General features: G+C 68.6%; 20 protein-coding genes and 1 pseudogene. 12 read left to right on the top strand and 9 right to left on the bottom strand.

What is annotated here, in order from left to right; all coding sequences use genetic code 11:
- Positions 1-3 precede the first annotated feature (3 nt).
- Complete coding sequence (locus ACW18C_RS01080; protein ID WP_154726071.1) at positions 4-837, top strand: ABC transporter permease; 834 nt, start codon at positions 4-6, stop codon at positions 835-837.
- On the opposite strand, the gene ACW18C_RS01075 is transcribed toward ACW18C_RS01080, so the two are convergent.
- The 3 genes from ACW18C_RS01075 to ACW18C_RS01065 form a co-directional block, all read right to left on the bottom strand.
- Positions 834-1136 carry a winged helix-turn-helix domain-containing protein gene (locus ACW18C_RS01075; protein ID WP_154726070.1) on the bottom strand — a complete coding sequence of 101 codons (303 nt, stop codon included), beginning with the start codon at positions 1134-1136 and terminating at the stop codon, positions 834-836. The genes ACW18C_RS01080 and ACW18C_RS01075 overlap by 4 nt on opposite strands.
- The gene (locus ACW18C_RS01070) at positions 1136-1990 is read right to left on the bottom strand and encodes a hypothetical protein (protein ID WP_492072298.1); all 855 of its coding nucleotides are present in this window, start codon (positions 1988-1990) and stop codon (positions 1136-1138) included. The genes ACW18C_RS01075 and ACW18C_RS01070 overlap by 1 nt, the downstream gene beginning before the upstream one ends.
- A 67-nt stretch (positions 1991-2057) precedes the next feature.
- Positions 2058-3503, bottom strand: a complete 1446-nt coding sequence (locus tag ACW18C_RS01065) for an AMP nucleosidase (RefSeq protein WP_035308775.1) — start codon at positions 3501-3503, stop codon at positions 2058-2060.
- 128 nt (positions 3504-3631) lie between these two features.
- On the opposite strand from ACW18C_RS01065, the gene ACW18C_RS01060 reads away from it, so the two are divergent.
- Both ACW18C_RS01060 and ACW18C_RS01055 read left to right on the top strand, forming a co-directional pair.
- Entirely contained in the window at positions 3632-4891 is a 1260-nt protein-coding gene (locus tag ACW18C_RS01060) for a multidrug effflux MFS transporter (protein ID WP_492072297.1), read from the top strand.
- 84 nt (positions 4892-4975) lie between these two features.
- Positions 4976-6931: a M1 family metallopeptidase gene (locus ACW18C_RS01055; protein WP_492072295.1), complete on the top strand. Its 1956-nt coding sequence runs from the start codon at positions 4976-4978 to the stop codon at positions 6929-6931.
- A gap of 180 nt (positions 6932-7111) precedes the next feature.
- On the opposite strand, the gene ACW18C_RS01050 is transcribed toward ACW18C_RS01055, so the two are convergent.
- The gene (locus ACW18C_RS01050) at positions 7112-7543 is read right to left on the bottom strand and encodes a DUF488 domain-containing protein (protein WP_492072293.1); all 432 of its coding nucleotides are present in this window, start codon (positions 7541-7543) and stop codon (positions 7112-7114) included.
- 115 nt (positions 7544-7658) lie between these two features.
- On the opposite strand from ACW18C_RS01050, the gene ACW18C_RS01045 reads away from it, so the two are divergent.
- From ACW18C_RS01045 to ACW18C_RS01035, 3 genes and pseudogenes are all read left to right on the top strand, one after another.
- Positions 7659-8636: a complex I NDUFA9 subunit family protein gene (locus ACW18C_RS01045; protein ID WP_492072292.1), complete on the top strand. Its 978-nt coding sequence runs from the start codon at positions 7659-7661 to the stop codon at positions 8634-8636.
- 88 nt (positions 8637-8724) lie between these two features.
- Positions 8725-10608, top strand: a pseudogene (recQ, locus tag ACW18C_RS01040) (DNA helicase RecQ); the annotation flags it as partial.
- A 72-nt stretch (positions 10609-10680) separates the two neighbouring features.
- The gene (locus ACW18C_RS01035; protein ID WP_426025900.1) at positions 10681-10977 is read left to right on the top strand and encodes an endonuclease domain-containing protein; all 297 of its coding nucleotides are present in this window, start codon (positions 10681-10683) and stop codon (positions 10975-10977) included.
- Positions 10978-11135: 158 nt separating this feature from the next.
- On the opposite strand, the gene ACW18C_RS01030 is transcribed toward ACW18C_RS01035, so the two are convergent.
- Genes ACW18C_RS01030 through mutM form a run of 4 tightly spaced genes read right to left on the bottom strand, consistent with a single transcriptional unit; the run spans position 11136 to position 14251 of the window.
- Entirely contained in the window at positions 11136-12038 is a 903-nt protein-coding gene (locus ACW18C_RS01030; protein WP_492072290.1) for an alpha/beta fold hydrolase, read from the bottom strand.
- Between the two features lie 53 nt (positions 12039-12091).
- Positions 12092-12877, bottom strand: a complete 786-nt coding sequence (locus ACW18C_RS01025) for an enoyl-CoA hydratase (RefSeq protein ID WP_035308791.1) — start codon at positions 12875-12877, stop codon at positions 12092-12094.
- A 47-nt stretch (positions 12878-12924) separates the two neighbouring features.
- Positions 12925-13368, bottom strand: coding sequence for a hypothetical protein (locus ACW18C_RS01020; protein ID WP_492072288.1), 444 nt, complete (start codon positions 13366-13368; stop codon positions 12925-12927).
- Positions 13369-13387: 19 nt separating this feature from the next.
- Entirely contained in the window at positions 13388-14251 is an 864-nt protein-coding gene (gene mutM, locus ACW18C_RS01015) for a bifunctional DNA-formamidopyrimidine glycosylase/DNA-(apurinic or apyrimidinic site) lyase (RefSeq protein ID WP_492072286.1), read from the bottom strand.
- Positions 14252-14390: 139 nt separating this feature from the next.
- On the opposite strand from mutM, the gene ACW18C_RS01010 reads away from it, so the two are divergent.
- Both ACW18C_RS01010 and ACW18C_RS01005 read left to right on the top strand, forming a co-directional pair.
- Entirely contained in the window at positions 14391-15173 is a 783-nt protein-coding gene (locus ACW18C_RS01010; RefSeq protein ID WP_492072285.1) for a phosphatase PAP2 family protein, read from the top strand.
- 77 nt (positions 15174-15250) lie between these two features.
- A complete protein-coding gene (locus ACW18C_RS01005; protein ID WP_492072284.1) occupies positions 15251-17317 on the top strand; it encodes an OPT family oligopeptide transporter in 2067 nt (688 codons plus the stop codon).
- A gap of 177 nt (positions 17318-17494) precedes the next feature.
- Here the strand turns inward: ACW18C_RS01005 and ubiG are convergent, their stop codons facing one another.
- Complete coding sequence (gene ubiG, locus ACW18C_RS01000) at positions 17495-18313, bottom strand: bifunctional 2-polyprenyl-6-hydroxyphenol methylase/3-demethylubiquinol 3-O-methyltransferase UbiG (RefSeq protein ID WP_492072282.1); 819 nt, start codon at positions 18311-18313, stop codon at positions 17495-17497.
- Positions 18314-18369: 56 nt separating this feature from the next.
- Between ubiG and ACW18C_RS00995 the strand changes: the two genes are divergently transcribed.
- From ACW18C_RS00995 to ispG, 4 genes are all read left to right on the top strand, one after another.
- A complete protein-coding gene (locus ACW18C_RS00995; protein WP_492072281.1) occupies positions 18370-19659 on the top strand; it encodes an aspartate kinase in 1290 nt (429 codons plus the stop codon).
- A gap of 62 nt (positions 19660-19721) precedes the next feature.
- The gene (ptsP, locus tag ACW18C_RS00990) at positions 19722-21980 is read left to right on the top strand and encodes a phosphoenolpyruvate--protein phosphotransferase (RefSeq protein WP_369732953.1); all 2259 of its coding nucleotides are present in this window, start codon (positions 19722-19724) and stop codon (positions 21978-21980) included.
- Positions 21981-22164: 184 nt separating this feature from the next.
- On the top strand, positions 22165-23250 hold the full coding sequence (locus ACW18C_RS00985) for a helix-turn-helix domain-containing protein (RefSeq protein WP_492072280.1): 1086 nt from the start codon (positions 22165-22167) through the stop codon (positions 23248-23250).
- A gap of 46 nt (positions 23251-23296) precedes the next feature.
- Positions 23297-24436 (top strand): flavodoxin-dependent (E)-4-hydroxy-3-methylbut-2-enyl-diphosphate synthase, encoded by a 1140-nt coding sequence (gene ispG / locus ACW18C_RS00980; RefSeq protein ID WP_492072279.1) that lies wholly within the window; start codon positions 23297-23299, stop codon positions 24434-24436.
- The last annotated feature ends 103 nt before the right edge of the window (positions 24437-24539 follow it).

Below are 24539 nucleotides of genomic sequence, written 5' to 3'. Positions count from 1 at the left end.
GCCATGACCGAGACCGCGCCGAACCTGATCTCCACCCGCCCCGCCGGCCTGCCGCAGCCGCGGCGTTATCCGGGGGTCAACTGGATCGGGGTGCAGACCCTGTATCTGCGCGAGGTGCGGCGGTTCTGGAAGGTGGGGGCCCAGACGGTGGCGGCGCCGGTGGTGACGACCCTGCTCTATATGCTGGTCTTCGTGGTCGCGCTTCAGGGCGCCCGGCCGCCGCTGCACGGCACGCCCTTCGCCCTGTTCGTGGCGCCCGGCCTGATCATGATGGCGGTGCTGAACAACGCCTTCGCCAACGCCTCGTCCAGCCTGATCCAGGCCAAGATCATGGGCACGGCCACCGACTTCCTGACCCCGCCGCTCAGCCCGCTGGAGCTGACGATGGGCTTCACCCTGGGCGCCGCGACGCGCGGGGCGGTGGTCGGTCTGGTCACGGCCCTGTGCGTCCTGCCATTCGCGCCGCTCGGCGTGGCCAATATCTTCGCCATCGTCTGGTTCGCCCTGGCCGCCAGTTTCATCATGGGCATGACCGGGATTCTGGCGGGCCTTTGGAGCGAGAAGTTCGACCATCTGTCGGCGGTCCAGAACTTCATCGTCATGCCCATGACCTTCCTGTCGGGCACCTTCTATCTGGTCGACAACCTGCCCGAGCCGTTCCGCTCGTTCAGCCGCTACAATCCCTTCTTCTATCTGATCGACGGCTTCCGCTACGGCTTCATCGGCCATGCCGAGAGCAACCTGACGGTCGGCGTGATCGGTTCGGCCGTGCTGATGGTCGTCATGGGAGTCGTCTGCTGGCTGGTGTTCCGCTCGGGCTGGCGTCTGAAGAGCTAGCGCGCCGGAAGCAGCCCCGCCATGGCGTCCAGATAGGCGACGAAGGCGGTCCGGCCCTCTTCGGTCAGCCGGGCCTCGGTCAGGGGCTTGCGGCCGACAAAGCTCTTGGTCACGGCGACGAAGCCCGCCTCCTCCAGCTTTCGCAGATGGACCGACAGATTGCCGTCGGTCGTCTGCAACCGGGCCTTCAGCGTGTTGAAATCCGCCGCCTCGGCCCCGGACAGATAGGCCATGATCCCCAGCCGGATCCGCCCGTGGATCACCTCGTCGATCCGGCTGATATCGAAATCATCCGCCATCAGACGATCTCCGACGGTTCCTGCCGCATCAGGATCAGGCCGGGAACAAAGGCGACGGCGAAAATCATCCCTGCGAAGACCAGATACATGGCCATGTCGCCCGCAAACCAGCCCATGGCTACCGCCCCGACATAGGACCCGAGCCCGGTCAGGGTCATCCAGCGCGTGTTCGTCATAGTCCCGGCAATGATCCAGGCCGAGCCATAGGCCACAAAGACCACGATTGGCATGGCCATCATGGCCGACCAATCGCCACTGTTCAGCCCCCTGGCCATCAGCCCCAGCCATGTGGCGAAGATGCCGTACCCGACGGCCGACCAGGCCGCTCCGACCGCGCGATTACCCGACGAGTTGAAGCCCGGCTTGCCCTTCATCCGCTGCATCAACACGGCCAAGGCTGCACCGAAGACAAGGCCGGCTCCGATCCAGAGCCAGACCGGGGCCCAACGCCCGGCGTCGATCAACCCGCTCAGCAGGGCCCATTGCCCTATGTTGGCCGCACCGAAGACAACGGCGGCCGTTACGAGGAACGGCCCCGCCAACAAAGGCGCGTGCCGCCCCTCCTGGGCCAAGGCCCGCATATAGGCGATGTCGTCCTGAATAGTCTGCGTCTCGCGCGTCATGGCGCCCTCCTCCTGAAATCCGATGATCACAGGATGTACAATGCGCTTTGGTTTGTAAAGTTCTTCTTCGGAGACCCTTTGCCGCCGACTTTTCGACGCCAGCGACGAAAGATCTTCCCCCGCTTGCGGGGGAAGTGTCAGGCCGTGGCGCGAAGCGACACGCCTGACGATGGGGAAGTCTTGCGTCTGAGTTGGACTTCCCTCTCCGTCGCTGGATCGCTGCGCGATCAACGCGACACCTCTCCCGCAAGCGGGAGAGGGTCTTTCGTGCGACGCCCTTATCTTTCGTACGACGCCCTTAACGGAACGGCGGCTCGTCGAAGGCGCGGAGTTTGCGCGAATGCAGGCGCGAACCCTCGTTGCGCATCAGGTCCACCGCCTGAATGCCGATCTGGAGGTGTTCCGAGATCGAGCCTTCGTAGAAGCGGTTGGCCTGGCCCGGCAGCTTGATCTCTCCGTGCAGCGGCTTGTCCGAGACGCACAACAGGGTGCCGTAGGGGACGCGGAACCGGTAGCCCTGGGCGGCGATGGTGGCGCTTTCCATGTCGATGGCGACGGCCCGGCTCTGGTTGAAGCGCAGCGCCGACTTCGAATAGCGCAGCTCCCAGTTCCGGTCGTCGGTCGTGACCACCGTGCCGGTGCGCAGGCGCAGCTTGACCTCGTCGCCGGGCATGCCGCTGACCGACTTGGTCGCATCGTACAGGGCGCGCTGGACCTCGGCGATCGAGGGGATCGGAATGTCCGGCGGCAGCACCGCGTCCAGCACATGGTCGTCACGCAGATAGGCATGGGCCAGCACATAGTCGCCGATGGTCTGGCTGGCGCGCAGGCCGCCGCAGTGTCCGATCATCAGCCAGACGTGCGGGCGAGTGACAGCCAGGTGATCCGTGATGGTCTTCGCGTTGGACGGTCCGACGCCGATATTGACTAGGGTCACGCCCTTATGGCCCGGCGCGGTCAGGTGATAGGCCGGCATCTGGTGCTTCTTCCAGGCCGTGTCGCTGATCGAGGCCTCGGGATTGGGCGTGTCGCGCGTGATCACCACCCCGCCGGCGCAGGACAGGGTCTCATACGGCGTGCCCGGCGTCTGAAGCTGCTCGATGGCCCAGCGCACGAACTCGTCGACGTAGCGATTATAGTTGGTGAACAGGACATAGGACTGGACATCGTCCACCGCCGTGCCGGTGTAGTGCCGCAGCCGCGCCAGCGAGAAGTCGGTCCTCAGTCCGTCGAAATGCGACAGGGGGAAGTCGCCGCCCATGTCGAACAGGCCGTCGGCGATCTCGTCGCCGATATGGGCCAGGTCCGTGGTCGGGAACCAGCGCGCCAGGGCCGCCGTCATCGACCGGTCCAGCGCCACCTCCAGTCCGTCGGTCACATAGGGGAAGGGGATTTCCTGCTTCGAGATCCCGACCTCGAAGGTCGCGGCGTACTCCTGCTCCAGCAGGCCCAGCTGTTCGGTCAGATAGGGGCGGAACAGGTCCGGACGCGTGATCGTGGTGGCGTAGGTTCCCTGTTTCGACAGCCGGGCGTAGGCGCGCGGCTCCAGGTCCTGGGGACGATCCCCGTCCCAGCGGATGCGAAGTTCGGGATAGGCGAACACCCCTTCGGCGCGTTTCAGCGGATCGGGCCGCGCGCCGGTCTCGACGAAATCCCGCACGGCGTCGCGCAGGTTGGTCACGGATTGGGTGTAGAGGGTTTCGAGGCGGTCCAGCGCCGCCTGTGCTGTCATCTGTTCTGTCATGACTTCCTCTAGCGAAGCTTCGTGACAATGGCGAGGCGTTGCGGCTTCAATCTCGATTTCGCTGCATTGCAGCAATTTATGACGCCTGCGCGGTTGCGGTTCGGGCGATTGCCGGGCATCTGCCGGGCATGTCCGCCGCACCTGCCTCGCCGCCCGCCCAGCCCGCCAGGAAGGAGCCCGGCTTCGTCGAGTTCGTCTGCCTGATCGCCCTGATGATGGCGCTGAACGCCCTGGCGATCGACTCCATGCTGCCGGCCCTGCCGCACATCGGCGCCGACCTGAACGTGACGACCGACAACGACCGCCAGTGGGTGGTGACCGCCTATCTGCTCGGTTTCGGCGGGGCCCAGCTGTTCTACGGCCCGCTGGCGGATCGGTTCGGGCGCAAGCCTGTCCTGCTGTTCGGCGTCGGCGTCTATGTGGTGTTCAGCCTGCTGGCGACCCTGGCGCCCACCTTCGACATGCTGATCCTGGCGCGGATCGGCCAGGGCCTGGGCAGCGCCTGCACCCGCGTGCTGGCCGTCTCCATCGTGCGCGACCGTTACGAGGGCCGCACCATGGCCCGGGTCATGTCCTTCAGCTTCCTGGTCTTCCTGGGCGTGCCGATCCTGGCGCCGTCCATCGGCCAGCTGATCATGCTGGTCGGGCCGTGGCGCTGGATCTTCGCGGGCCTGGGCCTGATCGGCGTGGGCCTGATCGTCTGGGCGTCGCTTCGTCTGCCCGAGACGCTGAAGCCCGAGGATCGGCTGCCGATCCGGGTGAAACGCCTGACCTCGGCCTACAGGACCGCCCTGACCGACCGCACCGCCGTCGGCTACACCCTGGCCATGACGGCCATCACCGGGGCGCTGTTCGGCTTCATCAACTCGTCGCAGCAGATCTTCGCCGACGTCTTCGACGCCGAGGCGGCCTTCCCGGCCGTCTTCGCCCTGATCGCCGGCGGCATCGCCGTGGCCTCGATCGTCAATGCGCGGCTGGTGGTCCGGCTGGGATCGCGCAAGATCTCGCACACGGCCCTGATCGGCTTCACCGCCATTTCGGCCGTCCACGCCGCCGTGGCGATCAGCGGGCATGAATCGATCTGGACCTTCGCCGTGCTGCAGACCCTGACCATGTTCTGCTTCGGCCTGATCGCCGGCAACTTCGGCGCCATGGCCATGGAGACCATGGGCCATATCGCCGGCACCGCCGCCTCGATCCAGGGCTTCGTCTCCACCATCTTCGGCTCGCTGCTGGGTTTTGCGGTGGGTCAACAGTTCAACGGCACCACCGTGCCCATGGTGCTGGGCTTCACCGTCTTCGGCCTGATCGCCCTGGCCTGGGTCCTGTTCGCCGAGCGCGGCCGGCTGTTCCGGTCGCATCACGCGCCCGGCGCGACGGCGCACTGAGGCTTTACCGACCGCAGGCTTGATCTTTTCGACGTTTCCGCGCGTTCTCCGGCCAACCCCTCTGGTCAGCCCCGGAAAGCCTCGATGAAGCGCAAAGCCTTCGGTCTCGTCTCCGCCCTCGCCCTTGCTTCGGTTCTCGGCCTCGGCGCCTGTTCCACCCCGACCGGAGGAACCGCGTCGATGACGCCGCCCGCCATCGCCCCCGCGCCCGGCCCCGACGCGGTCGACAGCCACACCTACGCCCGGCCCGAGATCGCCCGCGTCGTCGACGTCGCTCTGGACCTGACCGCCGACTTCAACGCCAAGACCCTGTCGGGGACGGCGACCCTGGACATCCTGGCCGCCCCCGGCGCCAACGAGGTGATCCTGGACATCCGCAACCTGGACATCCAGGACGTGCGCGACGCCTCGGGCCAGCCGCTGCGCTATGTCGTCGGCGACAATGACGCCATCAAGGGCCAGCCCCTGACCGTCTATTTTCCGGCCTTCGCGCCCAATGAACGGCGCAAGATCACCGTCCGCTATTCGACCCGTCCCGACGCGGCGGCCCTGCAATGGCTGTCGCCCAGCCAGACGGCCGGCGGCCAGAAGCCCTATCTGTTCAGCCAGGGCCAGGCCATCCTGACCCGCACCTGGGTTCCGACCCAGGACAGCCCCGGCATCCGCCAGACCTATTCGGCCCGCATCACCGCCCCGGCCGACCTGACCGTGGTCATGAGCGCCGACCAGCTGACGCCCCAGGGCGAAGCGGCGGCGAATGGCATGAAGACCTGGCGCTTCCGGATGGACAATCCGATCCCGCCCTATCTGATCGCCATCGGCGTCGGCGACATCGCCTTCGCGCCGTTCGACGAGCGGACCGGCGTCTGGACCGAGCCCAGCCGTCTGCGCGCCGCCGCCGCCGAGCTGGAGCCGACCGCCGAAATGGTGGACGCGGCCGAGAAGCTCTACGGCCCCTATCGGTGGGGCCGCTACGACCTGCTGGTCCTGCCGCCGTCCTTCCCCTTCGGCGGGATGGAAAACCCCAAACTGACCTTCGCCACCCCGACCATCATCGCCGGCGACCAGTCGCTGGTCTCGCTGGTGGCCCACGAGCTGGCGCACTCCTGGTCGGGCAATCTGGTCACCAACGCCACCTGGAACGACTTCTGGCTGAACGAGGGCTTCACCACCTATTTCGAGAACCGGATCATGGAGTCGATCTACGGCCATGACCGGGCGGTGCAGGAACAGGTGCTGAGCTGGGACGGGCTGCAGGACGAGCTGAAGTCCCTGCCCGCCGCCGACACGCGCCTGCACCTGGACCTGACCGGCCGCGATCCCGACGACGGCATGAACACCATCGCCTATGACAAGGGATCGGCCTTCCTGCGCACCATCGAGCGGATCGCGGGCCGCGATCGGTTCGACGCCTGGCTGCGCGGCTATTTCGACCGCAACGCCTATCGGCCGATGACCACGGCCATGTTTCTGCAGGACATCCGCACCCATCTGGTGAAAGGCGACGCGGCTCTGGAATCCGAACTGCAGCTGGACGCCTGGGTCTATCAGCCCGGCTTGCCGTCCAACGCCGTGGCCCCGGTGTCGAACGCCTTCACCCCGGTCGATGCGGCCGCCGTCGCCTTCTTCAAGGACAAGGGACCGGCCTCGGCCATTCCGTGGGCGGAGTGGAACACCCAGCAGCGGCAGCGTTTCCTGGGCTGGCGTCCCGAAGGCCTGGCCGCCAACGCCGACTGGCTGACCGCCGCCCAGCTGGCGGATCTGGAGCGCACCCTGAACCTGGCGAACGAAGGCAACAGCGAACTGACCTTCGCCTGGCTGCAGATCGCCCTGGCCCACCGCTACCAGCCGTCGGTCGCGACGGCGGAGCGGTTCCTGACCAGCCAGGGCCGGCGCAAGTTCGTCATGCCCCTGTTCCAGACCCTGTGGAACGAAGGCGACTGGGGCCGCCCCATCGCTCGCCGCATCTACGCCGAGGCCCGGCCGCTGTACCATCCCGTGACCAGCGGTTCGGTCGACCAACTGGTCGGCCGGCCTTAACGCAATAGACCCTCTCCCGCTTGCGGGAGAGGTGGCCCGGCGTTCGCGAACGCGAACCAGGGTCGGAGAGGGGAGTCTTATTTCAGAAGAAATACTCCCCCCATCGTCAGGCGTGTCGCTTCGCGCCACGACCTGACACTTCCCCCGCAAGCGGGGGAAGGTGGGCCTCGCCCCCCGTCCCTAAAGGTTGACCACGCTCGCGCCCGCCTCATCCGACAGTCGCTCCGCCAGGACGGCGCGGTGGCAGCCGGCGTGGTCTGCCTCGAAACACAGCAGGGCCACGCGCTTCTCGCCCGCCAGCGCCTTCAGCCGCTCATATTCCATCTGGGCCTGGGGCTCGGCCAGATGGTCGGCGAAGATGGCGCGCATTTCGGCGATATGACCCTTGCGGGCCGCATCCCGCCCCGCCTTGGGCGTGCCGAGACCGCGCAGGTGGAGATAGTCGATCCCCTCGGCCTTCAGGCTCTCGCCCAGAATCGTCTTGGAAAACCCGGCGCGGCGCGAGGCGGCGACGGCGCGGACATCGACCAGCAGATCGACCCCGGCCGCCTTCAGCCGGTCGATCACCTGGGCCTGGGTCGCGCCCTCGTAGCCGATTGTGAAGACTTTCATAGGTCGCAGATAGGGGCGGCGGCCACGATCGCCAGCTTGACAGTCCAACGCCGCGTTGCGGTGCGGCGCCCTATCGTTTATCCCGCCGACACGGATTTCGACTGGAGCTTTCCCCATGGCTGACCTCGCCCCCGGCGTCGTGACCCTCTTCGGAGGATCCGGCTTCATCGGATCGCAGGCGGTGCGCGCCCTGGCCCGTCGCGGCTGGCGCATCCGCGTGGCGGTGCGCAACCCGGTTCTGGCCATCGAGGTCCAGCCCCTGGGCGATCCGGGCCAGATCCAGTTCATGCGCTGCGACGTGACCAATGCCGAGGACGTGGCGGCGGCGGTGCGCGGCTCGCACGCCGTGGTCAATCTGGTCGGCGTCCTGCACGACGGCGGCGGCAAGCGCGGCTTCAAGAGCGCCCATGTCGAGGCCGCCAGGAACATCGCCCAGGCCGCCAAGGCCGCCGGGGTGGAGCGCGTCGTCCAAATCTCGGCCATCGGCGCCGACGCCAACAGCCGCTCCGCCTACGCCCGCACCAAGGGCGAGGCCGAAAACGAGATCCGCGCCGTCTATCCGGACGCCGTCATCCTGCGCCCGTCCCTGGTGTTCGGCGCCAGCGACGGCTTCCTGAACCGGTTCGCCGCCATGGCGACCATGGCCCCCGCCCTGCCGCTGATCGGCGGCGGCAAGACGCAGTTCCAGCCGGTCTATGTCGGCGACGTGGCCGAGGCCGTCGCCCGCGCCGTGATCCGCGGCGACGCGGCCGGCCGCACCTTCGAACTGGGCGGACCGGACGTCTACAGTTTCCGCGAAGTGCTGGAGCTGGTGTGCCGCGAGACCGGCCGCAATCGGCCGCTTCTGCCCATCCCCTTCCCCGTCGCCCGTCTGATGGGTTCGGTGTTCCAGACCGTCGCCCTTCTGGGCCTGACCCCGCCCCTGACCCGCGATCAGGTCGTCATGCTTCAGTCCGACAACATCGTCTCGCCGGACGCCGCCGGCCTGACCGACCTGGGCATGGTTCATCCGACCAGCATGGGCTCCATCGCCCCCTCCTATCTGTGGCGCTATCGCGACGGCGGCCAGTTCGCCGTCTCGCCCGCCCACTGACGCCCCCTTCGCCGGCCTGACTGACGCCCGGCCGTGAAAACGGCCGGGCGATCTTCGCACGGCGGAACAAATAGTGCACAACCTTCGGATGCCCGCCACGCAAACCCAGTTCCGCCCCGCCCAGGACCCGACGCTGGACGACGCCCGGTCCCTGCTGTCGCGCGTCTGGGGCCATGGCGACTTCCGGGGGCTGCAAAGCCAGGTGGTGGCCGAGATCCTGGCCGGGCGCGACGCCCTGGCCGTGCTGCCGACCGGCGGCGGCAAGAGCGTCTGCTATCAGATCCCGGCCATCCTCCGCCCCGGCCTGGGCCTCGTGGTCTCGCCCCTGATCGCCCTGATGACCGACCAGGTCGAGGCCCTGAAGCAACAGGGCGTCGCCGCCGCCCGCCTGGATTCCGGCGTCTCGCTGGACGAGCGGTCGGCGATCTGGGCCGCGGCCCGGTCCGGCGATCTGGACCTGCTGTATGTCTCGCCGGAAGGCCTGGCGGCCGGGGCCATGATGGATCGACTGGCCGAACTGCCACTGAGCCTGATCGCCATCGACGAAGCCCACTGCGTCTCGCAATGGGGGCACGATTTCCGGCCCGATTATCGCAACCTGGGTCTGCTGGCCGAGCGGTTCCCGAACGTGCCCCGCATAGCCGTCACCGCCACCGCAGACGCCCGCACCCGCGACGACATCCTGCGCTCGCTGCGGCTGGAACAGGCCAAGGTCTTCGTCGACAGCTTCGCCCGCCCCAACCTGCAGCTGTCGGCCGAGCGCAAGGAGAGCGCCTCGCGCGCCAAGACCGACGCCCGCGTCATCGAACTGGTGCGCGAACGCCGGGGCAAGTCGGGCGTGGTCTATTGCGGCAGCCGCGACGGCTGCGACCGCGTGGCCCAGGCGCTGCGCGACGCCGGAACCAACGCCATCGCCTATCACGCGGGCATGGACACCAAGGAGCGCGATCGCCGTCTGGAACGGTTCCTGGCCGAGGACGGCGCCGTCATGGTGGCCACCATCGCCTTCGGCATGGGGGTGGACAAGGCCGACGTCCGCTTCGTCATCCACGCCGATCCGCCGGGCAGTCTCGAGGCCTACTGGCAGGAGATCGGCCGGGGCGGCCGCGACGGCGAACCGGCCGAGGGCATCACCCTGTACGGCCCGTCCGACATCGCCTGGACCCTGCGCCGGCTGGACAGCCGCCCGATGGCCGAGGAGGTCAAACAGGTTCAGGTGCGCAAGGCCCGTCAGCTCTTCGCCATGCTGGACGGCGCCGTCTGCCGCGCCCAGGCCGTGCGCCGCTATTTCGGGGAGACCGACGCGGACCCGTGCGGCGTCTGCGACATCTGCGGCGACCCGCCGCTTCTCTATGACGCGACCGTCCCGGCGCAAAAGGCCCTGGCGGCGGTCCAGCGTCTGGGCGGCCGGTTCGGCCGGGGCCGGATCGTCGACCACCTGACCGGCCGGACCAAGGCGGTCCAGCCGTGGGAGCAGCAGCTGTCCACCTGGGGCATAGGCGCCGACATCTCGCCCAACGGCTGGCGCGACATCGTCGATCACCTGCTGTTCGAGGGCCTGCTGGTCGAGGATCCGAACGACGGCAAGCCCCTGGTCGGCCTGGGCGACGGCGAGGCGGTGCGCGCCGTCTACAAGGCCGAACGCAAGATCGAGGTGCGTCGCGCGCCCGCCGGCTTCGACGCCGGCACGCGCTCGGGCAATCCGCGCAATCGCCGCGACCGCGCCGGCGAGGGCCGCAACGCCGCGCTCGAGACCATGGAGGCCGACGTCCGCGCCCGGTTCGAGGCCTTGCGGGCCTGGCGCCGCGACCGCGCCTCGGAACAGCACGTCCCGCCCTATGTCATCTTCCAGGACAAGACCCTGCTGGAAATCGCCCACGCCGAGCCCGGCGACCTCGCCGCCCTCGCCGCCCTGCCCGGCGTCGGCCAGTCGAAGCTGGACCGCTACGGCAAGGGGGTGCTGGAGACGCTGGCGAAAGGCTTGGAGCCCGAAGACGGTCGTCCCTCGGACATCATCGACCGGGCGCGCGATTTGCGCCGAGAGATGAGTTTGCCCGAGGTCCAGCTATGGCAGGCGCTGCGGGGCGAGAAATTGGGCGGGCTGAAGTTCCGCCGCCAGCATCCGATCGCCCCCTATGTGCTCGACTTTTATTGCGCCGGCGCGCGACTGGCGGTCGAGATCGACGGAGAAAGTCATGAAGGGCGAGGCGCTCAAGACGCCCGGCGCGACGCCTTCTTGCTGGATCAGGGCATACGCACCCTGCGGATTCCGGCCCGCGACGTCCTTAACGACCTGACCGCCGTCACCGACCATATCCATCGCGAGGCCCGCAGCCGCTAAGACCCTCTCCCGCTTGCGGGAGAGGTGGCCCGGCGTTCGCGCAGCGAACCAGGGTCGGAGAGGGGAGTGTCGCTCAAAGGGAGACTTCCCCCATCGTCAGGCGTGTCGCTTCGCGCCACGACCTGCCACTTCCCCCGCAAGCGGGGGAAGGTCTGCACCTATCCCATGAACCGTTCCACCGCCGCCTGAAAGCGTGCGGGCTGGTCGATCATGACCTGGTGGTCGGCGCCCTCGATGCGGACGAATTGTGCGGGCCGGCGCAGGGTGGAGAAGCCGTAGCGGTACAGGCCCTCCAGCCGGTTGCGCGGGTTGTTCGTGTCCCGAGTCCAGCCATAGACCACCGTGACCGGAGCGGTGACGTCGCGCAGCCGTTGGCGCAGATCGACCGTCAGGGCTTCGTACAGGCCCTGGGCCAGCACCCGCCGGTCGCCGCCCTGCAGGCCCAGGCCGTCGAACACCATGTCGCCCGCCAGGCCGAGGTCGCCGCCCAGGGCCGAAACCTGGCCCTTCAGCGCCTGGTCCCCGAACAGCATCAGGGCCTGATAACCCAGCCGCGCCAGGGGCTCGACCTCGCGGGCGGTGACGCGGGAATCGACCAGGGCCGGAAAGAAGGGGGCGGAATCGACCACCATCACCCGGCCGATCCGGTCCCGCATGTCCGCCGCGACCCGCAGCGCGATCTGGCCGCCCAGCGAATGGCCGATCAAGGCAGGGCGCGAAAGCCGCTGTTCGCGGATGTAGCGTTCGATCTCCAGGGCGGCGGGCGCGGCCAGGGCGCCGCCGGCGTTGGCGCCGATGTCCGTCTGGCCGAAGCCCCGGATGGTGATCAGATGGACCCGATACCGCCCCTCCAGCTTGTCCGCCGTCGACCGCCAGGCGGCCCCGGTGGACCCCAGGCCAGGAATGAAGACGATATCCGGCCCCGCGCCCCGCGTCTCGACGATGATCCGGTCGGAGCGGAAGGCGGGGGCGAGAGACGCCGATACTGTTGTCCGGGCGGCGGCGACGCCGGGAAGGACGACGAACAGGATCGCGAAAAGCGGAGCAAGAAGACGGCGCATGACCCGCACCTAACGCACGATCACGGCGATCGGTTGACGGCCGCGACCGTGAGTCATCGCCCCTTGAAGTCCGGCTTGCGTTTGTCAACGAAGGCGGACATGCCCTCCTTCTGGTCCTCGAAGGCGAAGAGAGAGTGGAACAGGCGGCGCTCGAACCGCACGCCCTCGGTCAGGGTCGTCTCAAGGGCGACGTTGACCAGTTCCTTGTTCATCATCACCGCCAGCGGGCTCTGGGCCGCGATCTTGGCGGCGGCGGCGCGGGCCTCGTCCAGCAGGGCGTCGGGAGCGACGACGCGGCTGACCAGGCCGGCGCGCTCGGCCTCGGCGGCGTCCATCATCCGGGCGGTCAGGATCATGTCCATGGCCTTGGACTTGCCGACCAGACGGGTCAGGCGCTGCGAGCCGCCGATGCCGGGCGCCACGCCCAGATTGATCTCGGGCTGGCCGAACTTCGCCGTCTCGGACGCGATGATGAAATCGCACAACATCGCCAGTTCGCAGCCGCCGCCCAGGGCGTAGCCCGACACGGCCGCGATGATCGGCTTGCGGAAGCGCATGATCCGGTCATGGCCCAGGGCGAAGAAATTGCCCTTGAACATGTCGGCGTAGGACTGGTCCGCCATCTCCTTGATGTCGGCGCCGGCGGCAAAGGCCTTGGCCGAGCCGGTCAGGATCAGGCAGCGCACGCTGTCGTCGGTCTCGACCGCATCGAGGAAGGCCGCCAGCTCGCCGAACAGGGTCGAGTTCAGAGCGTTCAGCGCCTCCGGCCGGTTCAGGGTCACGACGGCGTAGCCGTCGGCGCAGCGTTCGATCAGCAGGGTGGAATAGGCGTCGGCCATGGGCGGTCTCCTTTGAGCGCGGTCATACAGGGAGGAAGGCGGGCTTGCTACCGGCGCGGCGCCAAGGCCAGCGTCAGGCCGGCGCGCACCAGTTCGGCGACGACCGCCATGCCGAGCAGCAGATTGGCGGCGATCACCTGGCCGCGCGCGCCCGACAGATCCAGCGTCCAGCCGAAGACGGATGAAAGCGCCAGGACCAGGGCCGAGAGCAGGATCAAGCCGACCAGCAGCATCAGGGCGACATGCCCCGCCTTCAGCGCCGCCTGAAGCGTCGGCCCGTCGTCCAGCGCACGGGTGCGCCGTCGAAGCAGACGGGCGATCAGCCCGGTGGCGGCCCCTTCTGCGACGACGGCGACGATCAGGGCGGCGAGAAACCACCAGATCAGTCCCCCGAGATCGCCGGAGCGCAGACCTTGAGCGAAATGAAGGAAATAGGCGCCCCAGACCAGGACGCCGACCACCAGACTGATCCACAGATGGATTTTGCGCATGGGGCGGACCTCCTCGGGATTACGTCTTCTGGCAGGACGGGCAGTAGAAGGTCGAGCGACCACCCTGGACGATGCGCGCCACGACGCCGGAGCAGCCTTCGCCCTGACAGGCTTGACCCTCGCGGCCATAGACGTCGAACCGGTGCTGGAAATAGCCCTGGCCGCCCTCGGCGTTGGCGAAATCCTTCAGGGTCGATCCGCCGGCGGCGATGGCGTCGTTCAGCACGTCGCGGACGACGGCGGCCAGCCGCTCCAGCCGCGCCTTCGACACAGATCCGGCCGCGACCAGGGGCGAGATGCGGGCGCGGTAAAGCGCCTCGCAGACATAGATGTTGCCCAGGCCGGCGACGATCCGCTGGTCCAGCAGGGAGACCTTGATGTTCTGTGTCTTGCCTGCGAAGGCCTCGACCAGATGCGCGCCGGAAAAACCATTGCCCAGGGGTTCGGGGCCCAGGCCGGCGAACCACGGGTGGACCTCGACCTGGTCGGTAGGGATCAGGCCCATGAAGCCGAACCGGCGGGCGTCGGCGTAGCCGATCCGGGTCGAGGCGCCGTCACGGACGGCGCAGCCGCTGAAATGCTCGTGCTTGCCGGCGATGGGCGCCGCCTCCTCGAACTCGCCCAGCTGGGTTCCGTCCAGGGTGAACCGGCCGGTCATGCCCAGATGGGTGATCCAGGTCTCGCCGCTAGACAAAGGCATCAACAGATATTTGGCCCGTCGGTCGATCCGTTGGACCGTCGCCCCCTCCAGCCGCTCGACGAACCGTTCCGGGAACGGAAACCGCAGATCGGGCCGGTTGATCCGCACCCGCGACAGGCACGCGCCCGCCAGCACCGGCGTCAGGCCGCGTCGGACGGTTTCGACCTCGGGGAGTTCTGGCATGGACCGGTCCTAGCGCCTCGACACGGGCGGGCCAAGCGGATCGTCCGCCCCCGCTGCGATCTTCAGAAAACCTTGTTCGAACCGACGTTCAGCCGACACCCTGGTCTGTCATCCATTTTAGGCGCACTCCGGGGGGAACGTGTCTCAATCGATCATCATCCGCCGGCCCGGCGTCCGCGTCTCGAACCTGATTCGTTCGGTCGGTCTGACGCGCGACGACGCCGCGATCCTGGCGGCGGCGGCCGTTTTGGCGGTCAGCGTCTATTTCCTGGCCTTTCCCGGCGTCGATATTGCGGTCAGCCGTCTGTTCTACCGGCCCGAAGCCGGCTTCTTCCTGGCCGACAATCCCCTGCTGAAGGCGCTGCGCAAAAGCTCCTCCCTCGTTCTGGCCCTTATGCTTCTGGGCGTGATCGGCCGACTGGCGTGGCGCGCCCTGCGTCGCCGGCCTCTCGGCGCCGCCGCGCGCCGCGCGGTCTTCGTCCTGGCCGCCCTCGCGGTCGGGCCGGGCCTGATCGTCAATCTGGTGCTGAAGGGGCTGTGGGGCCGCGCCCGTCCGGTTCAGATCGACCAGTTCGGCGGCGACGCGGCCTTCACCCCCGTCTGGATGGTCAGCGACGCCTGCCAGTCCAACTGCTCCTTCGTCTCGGGCGAGGGCTCCAGCGCGGCCTGGATGGTCGGGGTCCTGCTGGTAGTGACGCCGGCGAAATGGCGGCCGGTCGTCCTGCCCCTCGCCGTCGTCTACGCCTTCGCCCTGTCGATGAACCGGCTGGCCTTCGGGGGGCATTTCCTGTCGGACATCCTGCTGTCCTGGGCCCTGACCGCCCTGGTCATGACGGGGGTCTATCGGGTGACGGTGGCCTCGCCCGGCCTGGTTCGTCGGGCGCGGCGGCGGTTCCGCGGGCTTCAGCCCCTCCCCGCCTGAGCGTTGTCTGGGCGTGACCGGTTGCCGCAGGCGACGTTATGGGCTTACGTCCGCGTCGAACGTGGGAACCGATCTCGATGACTGACGCCGCCGCTGCGCCCCAAAGCCCTGCCCAAAAGGGCCGGCTTGAACTGACCCTTCGCGCCCTTGTGCTGGGCTGCCTGCTGGCGGTGATCTTCACCGCCGCCAACACCTATCTGGGCCTGCTGGTGGGCCTGACCTTCGCCTCGGCCATTCCGGCGGCGGTGATCTCGATGGCGGTGCTGCGCGCCTTCCGCACCTCGACCATCTGGGAGAACATGACCGTCCAGACCGTGGCCTCGGTCGGCGGAGCCATGAGTTCGATCATCTTCGTCCTGCCCGGCCTGGTGATGATCGGCTGGTGGCTGGAGTTTCCCTTCTGGCAGTCGGTGGCCATCTGCATCCTGGGCGGCGTGCTGGGGGTGACCTTCTCCATCCCGCTGCGCCGCGCCCTGGTGACCAACGGCGGCCTGCCCTACCCCGAGGGCGTCGCCGCCGCCGAGGTGCTGAAGGTCGGCTCGCGCGGCGCCGAACAGACCGAGAGCGCGGTGCGCGAGAACAAGTCCGGTCTGTGGATCGTCGTCGCCGGCGCTGTCGTCTCGGCCGGCTACGCCCTGCTGGTCGCGGGTCGCGTCTTCGCCGGCGAGGCGGCGAAATTCTTCAAGCTGCCGGCCGCCCTGGGCGGCGGCGCCACCGGCATGGGTTTCGGCATGCAGTTCGCGCTTCTGGGCGCCGGCCACCTGATCGGCCTGACCGTGGGTCTGGCCCAACTGTTCGGCCTGATCCTGGCCTGGGCCATCGCCGTGCCGATCCTGACCAGCCCCGACACCGTGGCCTGGCTGACGGCGCACGGGATCCCGTCCATCGCCTCCACCCTGCCCGTCGGCGCGCCGGCCGAGGAGTTGGCGGCGACCGTCTGGAGCCGTGAGGTCCGCTTCATGGGCGCCGGCGTCATCGGCGTCGCCGCCATCTGGACCCTGGTCAAACTGGCCGGACCGCTGATCGGCGGCCTGACCTCCGCCCTGGCCGCCAACGCCAAGCGCGCCCACGGCGAGGTGCTGGAACGGACCGAACAGGACCTGCCCATCAAGCTGGTCGGCGCGATTTCGGTCGCCTGCCTGGTCGGCATCGCCGGCCTGCTGGCCTGGTTCGCCCAGAGCGCCCCGGCCCTGGCGGGATCGACCCCGCTGCTGGTCATCGGCGGCCTGGTCTATGTCGTCCTGATCGGTTTCGCCGTCGCCGCCATCTGCGGCTATATGGCCGGCCTGATCGGCTCGTCGAACAGCCCGGTCTCGGGCGTCGGCATCCTGGCGGTCGTGATCGCCTCGCTGCTGATGCTGGGCGTCATGGCCATCGCGGGCGTGCCGGCCGATCCGTCGATCATCGCCTTCGCCCTGATCGTCACCGCCGTGGTCTTCGCCGTCGCGGTCATCGCCAATGACAATCTTCAGGACCTGAAGACCGGCCAACTGGTCGAGGCCACGCCCTGGCGCCAGCAGGTCGCCCTGATCGTCGGCGTCGGCGCCGGCGCCATCGTCATTCCCCTGATCCTGAACCTGCTGAACCAGGCCTTCGGCTTCGAGGGCGGGCCGCCCGCCATCGTCGAGGGCGCCAAGACCCTGGCGGCGCCCCAGGCCACCCTGATCTCGGCCCTGGCGCGCGGCGTCATCGGCGGCGACCTGCGTTGGGACCTGATCGGCCTGGGCGCGGTGATCGGCGTGATCATCATCGTGCTGGACGCCGTCGTGTCCAAGGCCACGAACGGCAAGGTCAAGCTGCCGCCACTCGCCGTCGGCATCGGCTTCTATCTGCCCGCCGCCGTCACGACCATGCTGGTCATCGGCGCCGTCTGCGGCTGGATCTACGACAAGGCCGTGTCCAGCACCCGTTACGCCGACGTGGCGCGCCGCATGGGCGTGCTGCTGGCCTCGGGCCTGATCGTCGGCGAGAGCCTGTTCGGCGTCTTCACCGCCGGGGTGATCGTGGCCACGCGCGACGACGCGCCGTTCGCCATGCTGCCCGAGGGTTCGACCTGGCCGGCCATGCTGGCGGGGATCATCGGCTTCGCCGTCGCGGTGTTCGGCCTCTACGCCTGGACCCGCAGCCGCGCCAAGGCGGTGTGACTCTGACATTCTCCCTCCCCCTGCGGGGGAGGGGGGGCGGAGGCGTAGCCGAAGCCGGGTGGGGGCGGCAGGGCGACACATCGCAAACCTGGCTCGGCCGGATAGGTGCGCCCCCGCCTGGCCGCCCCCACCCCGTCGCTGCGCGACGCCCCTCCCCCGCAGGGGGAGGGAGATCCGCTAGGCCGCCCGCGTCGCCACCATCATATAGTTGATGCCCGCGTCGTCGCTCTGGCTCCAGCGGTCGGCCAGCGGGTCGTAGTTCAGGCCATACGGCCCCTCGACCGTCACAGCCTCGGCGGCCAGCATCGTCCGTATCTCGTCGGGCTTCAGGAACTGGCGCCAGTCGTGCGTCCCGGCCGGCACCCAGCGCAGGATGTATTCCGCCGCCACCTTGCCCAGGGCCAGCGACTTCAGCGTGCGGTTCAGGGTGGCGACCATCATCACCCCGCCCGGCCGCACCAGGCGCGAACAGGCGCGCACGAAGGCTTCCGGATCGGCGACATGTTCGATCACCTCCATGGTCAGGACCACGTCGAACGGCCCCGCCCCCTCGGCCTCGATCTGTTCGACCGTGGCGGCGCGATAGGCGATGTCCAACCCGACCATCCCGGCGTGGGCGCGGGCCGTGCCGATATTCTCGGACGAGGCGTCGATGGCGGTGACGGAAAAACCCATCCGCCGCATCGGCTCGGCGATCAGCCCGCCGCCGCAGCCGACGTCCAGCAGGGTCAGTCCCTCGAAGGGGCGACGCGCCTTGGGATCGCGGCCCAGCCGGCCGCACAGCTGTTCGCGGATCAGGGCCAGCCGGGCCGGATTGAACCGGTGCAACGGCGCGAACGGCCCGTGCGCATCCCACCACTCGGCCGCCTGGGCCGAGAAGCGGGCGACGTCGGCCGGGTCGATCGATGCGCCAAATGCGCCCTCGGACGAATTTTGCGGAAAACCATGCCCTTCGCGGGGTAGGCGAGACGGTGCGGCGTCGCTAGAAGCGGTCATGACGCGAGGGATGAACCTTCGCGCCCTTTCACGCAAGCAGGGGGCGAAACGCCACGATGACGCGGCCCGATTCTTCACGATCCGACACCACGCGACTGGTGATGAAGTTCGGCGGCACCTCGATGGGCGACCTCGAACGGATTCGGCGCGCGGCGCGAATCGTCGCCGCCGAGGCCGCGTCCGGCAAGAAGGTCGCCGTCGTCGTCTCCGCCATGGCCGGCAAGACCAACGAACTGGTCGCCTGGACCGACGGCGCCGGCCCGGCCGCGGCGGGCCTGCCGCTCAGCGACGACGAATATGACGTGGTGGTCGCCTCGGGCGAACAGGTGACGGCCGGACTTCTGGCCCTGACCCTGCGCAACATGGGGCTGAACGCCCGGTCGTGGATGGGCTGGCAGGTGCCGATCATCACCGACGACGCCCACGCCCGCGCCCGCATCATCGACATCCCCGGCGAGAAACTGGGCGCCGCCCTCGACGCGGGCGAGATCGCTATTGTCCCCGGCTTCCAGGGCGTGACCCCCGAGGGCAAGATCACCACCCTGGGCCGCGGCGGATCCGACACCTCGGCGGTCGCCGTGGCGGCGGCCCTGGGCTGTCCCTGCGACATCTATACCGACGTGGACGGCGTCTATACGACCGACCCGCGCATCGAGAGCCGCGCCCGGCGCCTGGCCAAGGTCTCCTATGAGGAGATGCTGGAAATGGCCTCATTGGGGGCCAAGGTGCTCCAGACCCGCTCGGTCGAACTCGCCATGGCCAAACAGGTGCCGGTGCGCGTCCTGTCCAGCTTCATCGAACCGGACGCGTCCGGCCAAATGCCCGACAAGGGCGGAACCCTGATCTGCGACGAGGAGGAGATCTTGGAAAAGCGCATCGTGTCCGGTGTGACCATGAGCCGTGACGAGGCCCGCATCACCCTGCTGGGCCTGTCCGACCGCGTGGACGCCCCCGCCGACGTCTTCACCCGCCTGGCCGAGGCCAACGTCAATGTGGACATGATCGTCCAGAGCCAGTCGCGCACCGCCGGGGCGGTCAACCTGACCTTCACGACCGGCCGTCGCGACGCCGTCCGCGCCGCCGACCTGATGAAGGCCGCCCAGGCCGAGATCGGCATCGAGGAAATCCGGGTCGACGAGGATGTCGCCAAGGTGTCCGTCGTCGGGGTCGGCATGCGCAGCCACGCCGGTGTGGCCCAGACCATGTTCAAGGCCCTGGCCGACAAGGGCGTCAAGTTCCAGGCCATCTCGACCTCGGAAATCAAGATCAGCGTCCTGATAGACGCGGCGTACGCCGAACTGGCCGTGCGCGCATTGCATTCGGCTTACGGGCTGGACGCGATATAGGATGATTTGAACAGGCGCCTCGGCGCCGGAGCGCGGGAGCCATGATGCCGGCAGGCGGCGCGATGACCAGAGGACCTCGGATCCTCCTGCGCCAGATCCGCGAGGCTCTGGGCGGGGCCGGCGCGGGCGCGACCCCGGCGCAGGACCGTCTGAACATGGTGGTGCGGATCATCGCCCGATCCATGGTCGCCGAGGTCTGCTCCATCTATCTGCGCCGCGCCTCGGGCGAGCTGGAGCTGTTCGCCACCGAGGGCCTGAACCCCGACGCCGTCCACAACACCCGCCTGCGCCCCGGCGAAGGCCTGGTGGGCGAGGTGGCCCGGATGGCCCAGCCGATCAGCCTGTCGGACGCGCCCTCGCACCCCTCCTTCTCCTACCGGCCGGAGACGGGCGAAGACCCCTATCACGCCTTCCTCGGCGCCCCCCTGCTGCGCGGCGGCCGGGCCATCGGCGTCCTGGTCGTCCAGAACCGCACCGAGCGGCGCTATGACGAGGAGGAGGTCGAGGACATCCAGACCATCGCCATGGTCCTGTCCGAGACGGTCTCCTCCGGCGAACTGCTGGAACAGGACGAACTGCGCGACGTCGAACTGGCGCCCCACCGGCCCGAACGGCTGAAGGGCCAGAAGTTCGGCGACGGTCTGGCGGTCGGCCGGGTCGTCCTGCACGAAGCCCCCCTGCCGCCCGAGAAACTGCTGTCCGAAGACCCGGCGATGGAGGAGGCCCGGCTGAAGCTGGCCCTGGCCTCGCTGAAGACCGGCCTGGACGCCATGCTGGACAAGGGCCAGGGCCTGGCCGGACCCTCGTTCGAGGTGCTGGAGACCTATCGGATGTTCGCCGACGACCGGGGCTGGAACCGGTCGCTGGAAGAGGCGGTCCGCAACGGCCTGACCGCCGAGGCGGCGGTGGACCGGGTCCGGAACGAGCACCGCGCCCGCTTCGCCCAGGCGCGCGACCCCTATATCCGCGAACGGCTGCACGATTTCGAGGACCTGGCCAACCGGCTGCTGCGGGTGCTGGCGGGCGACAAGCCGGGCGAGCGCGAGCTGCCCGACGACGCCATTCTGGTCGCCCGCAACCTGGGTCCGGCGGATCTGCTGGAATATCCGCGCGACAAGCTGAAGGGCCTGTTGCTGGAAGAAGGCTCGGCCGCCAGCCACGCCGCCATCGTCGCCCGCGCGCTGCAGATCCCGTGCGTCGGCCGCCTGATGGGCCTGCGCGACCGGCTGTCGGAAGGCGACGTCGTCATCGCCGACGGCGAGACCGGCGAGGCCTATCTGCGGCCCCGCCCCGACATGATCGAGGCGGTCCAGTCGCGTATGGCCGTGCGGGACCAGCGCCAGGCCCAGTTCGCCCAGTTGCGCGACACCCCCGCCGTGACCCTGGACGGCCAGCGCATCACCCTGCTGACCAACGCCGGCCTGGCGGTGGACCTGGAGAATCTGAACGAGACGGGGGCGGAGGGCATCGGCCTGTTCCGCACCGAATTCCAGTTCATGGTCTCGGACGAGCTGCCCCGGCTGAACGCCCAGACGGCCCTGTACAAGCTGGTGCTGGACGCCGCCGGCGACCGGCCCGTCACCTTCCGCACCCTGGACATCGGCGGCGACAAGGTCCTGCCCTATCTGGAGGCCGAGCGGGAGGAGAACCCCGCCCTGGGCCGCCGCGCCATACGCCTGGGCCTGGACCGGCCGTCTTTGTTACGGATGCAACTTCGGGCCCTGCTGACGGCGGCGGCGGGTCGAGAGCTGCGCGTCATGTTCCCGATGATCGCCACGGTGGACGAGTTCCGCGCCGCGCGCGAACTGGTCGACGTCGAATGCGCCTGGGCCAAGCGGCGCGGCCGCGCCCTGCCCGCCTTGCTGCGCGTCGGGGCCATGGTCGAATGCCCGTCGCTGCTGTGGCACCTCGACGCGCTTCTGCCCCTGACCGACTTCGTCTCGATCGGGACCAACGACCTGTTCCAGTACATGTACGCCGCCGACCGGACCAATCCCCTGGTCTCGGACCGCTACGATCCCCTGTCGCCGCCCACCCTGCGCGCCCTGCAGACCATCCAGAAGGCCTGCGCCGACACCGGCACCCCGGTGTCGATCTGCGGCGAACTGGCGGGCCGGCCGCTGGAGGCCTTCGCCCTGATCACCCTGGGCTTCACCCGCCTGTCGGCCCCGGCCGGCGGCGTCGGCCCGGTCAAGCGGATGATCCTGTCCGCGGACCTGACGGCGGCGCGCCGGGGCCTGAACAATCTGCTGAATCTCTCGACCGGCTCGGTGCGCAACGAGATCGAATCCCTGGCGCGGAAGTTGAACATCGCCGTCTGAGAGTCTTCGCGCGCGTTCCGTTTTGGGAATCGCCGTTGATGGGGCGGGCATTATGGTTTATCCACAGGACGCATCAGGACTGCCTCCGGGGGGAGGCGAGTCCAGTCACGAAGACATGCTACCGGACGGGTCCGTTTCGAGTACGGAGCGGCTTCAAGCCGTTCCGAGTGTGGGGTCAGGCGTCATGGCGCTGGATGCGGGGCAAGCCCCCGACGAGTTCAAGGCTCATCCTGATTGGAAGGACATTGCGCCCTCCATCGCAGAGTCCGTGACTCTGGGCGACGGCCTGCGCCGGGCGCGCGAGTCGTCCGGCAAGTCCCTGGCGGATCTGTCCGCCGAAACCAAGGTCCATTCGCGGTTCCTGACCGCTCTGGAGCAGAACGACTGGTCCTCCCTGCCCTCTCGGGTTTTCGCCATCGGCTATGTGCGTGGCTATGCAGCCGCCCTGGGCCTCGACGAGCAATTGGCCGTCGAACGGTTCAAGCGCGACAGCCCCGACACCTCGGCTCCGTTGAAGGCGCCCATCGGCATCGCCTTTGAGGATGTGAAACGCTATTCGCCGCGGATCATCGCGGTCGTCGCCGTGGCCGCCCTGGCCATCGTCGGATGGAATGTCTTCCAGCGCATCAATCTGATGAAGGCGCCGCGCGCCTCCGACATCGCCGCCGTGCCCGAGAGCTGGACCCTGGGGGACGTGCCCGGTCAGAACGGTCTGATCGACCTCAGCGCGCCCCGCGCCGCACCGCTGGACCAGACCACGCCGGCCCTCTACATCACGCCCGGCCTGGAGGCCGAGCTGACCGGGATCGATCCCAATGATCCTGCGGTGCTGGCGGCGACGGCGGCGGCCAACAACGCCCCCGTGCAAAAGGCCTTCAACCCACGCGGCGCCGTCTATGGCGCCCCCGCCACCGCCTCCCAGGTGGTGATCCAGGCCAAGAAGGCCGGCGCCCTGGTCGTTCGGCTGGGGGACGGTCAGGCCCTGTTCGCCCGCCAGATGGCCGCCGGCGAGGCCTGGCGCGCGCCGATGGGCGTCAGCGCCACCATCGATGTATCGGATCCGGCGGCCTTTGACGTCTATCTGAACGGCGAACACGGCGGCATCCTGCCGGCTGTCCTGACGCCCCTGGCCCAGTTGAACAGCCGCGCAGAACAGGCAGCCCGCCAGGTGGCGGAGGACCAGGCCCGCCGCGTGGCGCAGGCTCAGGCCGTGCGGGCGGCCCAACAAGCCGCTCAACCCGCCCCTCCCCCCGTCGCGGCGACAAACTGATCGTCGCCCCCGTGGCCCTGACGCCGTCTTCGGCCTATATGAGCCCGTGATGAGCGACCACACCCACGTCCGACCCTGGCGCCATATTGAGCGCCGCAAAAGCCGCCAGATCCGCGTGGGCTCCGTCCTCGTGGGCGGCGACGCCCCGATCAGCGTGCAGTCGATGACCAATACGCCGACGTCCGACGCGGCGGCGACGATTGACCAGATCCGTCAGCTGGAAGAGGCCGGCGCCGACATCGTCCGCGTCTCCTGCCCCGACGTGGAATCGACCGAGGCCTTCAAGACCATCGCCCGCGAGGCCAAGGTCCCCTTGGTCGCCGACATCCATTTCCACTACAAGCGCGGCATCGAGGCGGCCCAGGCCGGCGCCGCCTGCCTGCGCATCAATCCGGGCAATATCGGCAGCGCCGACCGCGTCCGCGACGTCATCCAGGCCGCCAAGGACCACGGCTGCTCGATGCGGATCGGCGTCAACGCCGGCTCGCTGGAAAAGGAGCTGCTGGAGAAATACGGCGAGCCCTGCCCCGACGCCATGGTCGAGAGCGCCCTGAACCACGCCCGCATCCTTCAGGACCACGACTTCCACGAGTTCAAGATCTCGGTGAAGGCGTCCGACCCCTTCCTGACCGTCGCCGCCTATCAGCAGCTGGCCGAGGCCATCGACTGCCCGCTGCACCTGGGCGTGACCGAGGCCGGGCCGCTGCGCACCGGCACGATCAAATCGGCCATCGGCATGGGCTCGATGCTGTGGGCCGGCATCGGCGACACCATCCGCGTCTCCCTGGCCGCAGATCCGGTCGAGGAGATCAAGGTCGGCTTCGACATCCTGAAGTCGCTGGGCCTGCGCCACCGGGGCGTCAACATCATCGCCTGCCCGTCCTGCGCGCGTCAGGGTTTCAACGTCATCGAGACCGTGACCCTGCTGGAAGAGAAGCTGGCCCACATCTCGACGCCGATGAGCCTGTCGGTCATCGGCTGCGTCGTGAACGGCCCGGGCGAGGCCCTCTATACCGACATCGGCTTCACCGGCGGCGGCAAGGGCGCCGGCATGATCTATCTGAACGGCAAGATCGCCCACAAACAGGCCAACGACGGCATGATCGACCACATCGTCGACCTGGTCGAGCAGAAGGCCGCCGAACTGGACGCGGCCCGGGCGGCGGAGCTTCAGGCGGCGGAATAGACTCCCCCCCCCCGAGGTTGCACAAGGTTTGATGAAATTCACGCCTGAGTGATTGACCGATCGTGTCGGAAGTGCAACCTCTGCCGTTGGTTCGCCTGGGGAG

The sequence above is a fragment of the Brevundimonas sp. FV1ye7S genome (assembly GCF_058680995.1).
Note: the sequence above shows the minus strand (reverse complement) of the source record. Positions and strands in the feature narration are given on the sequence as shown.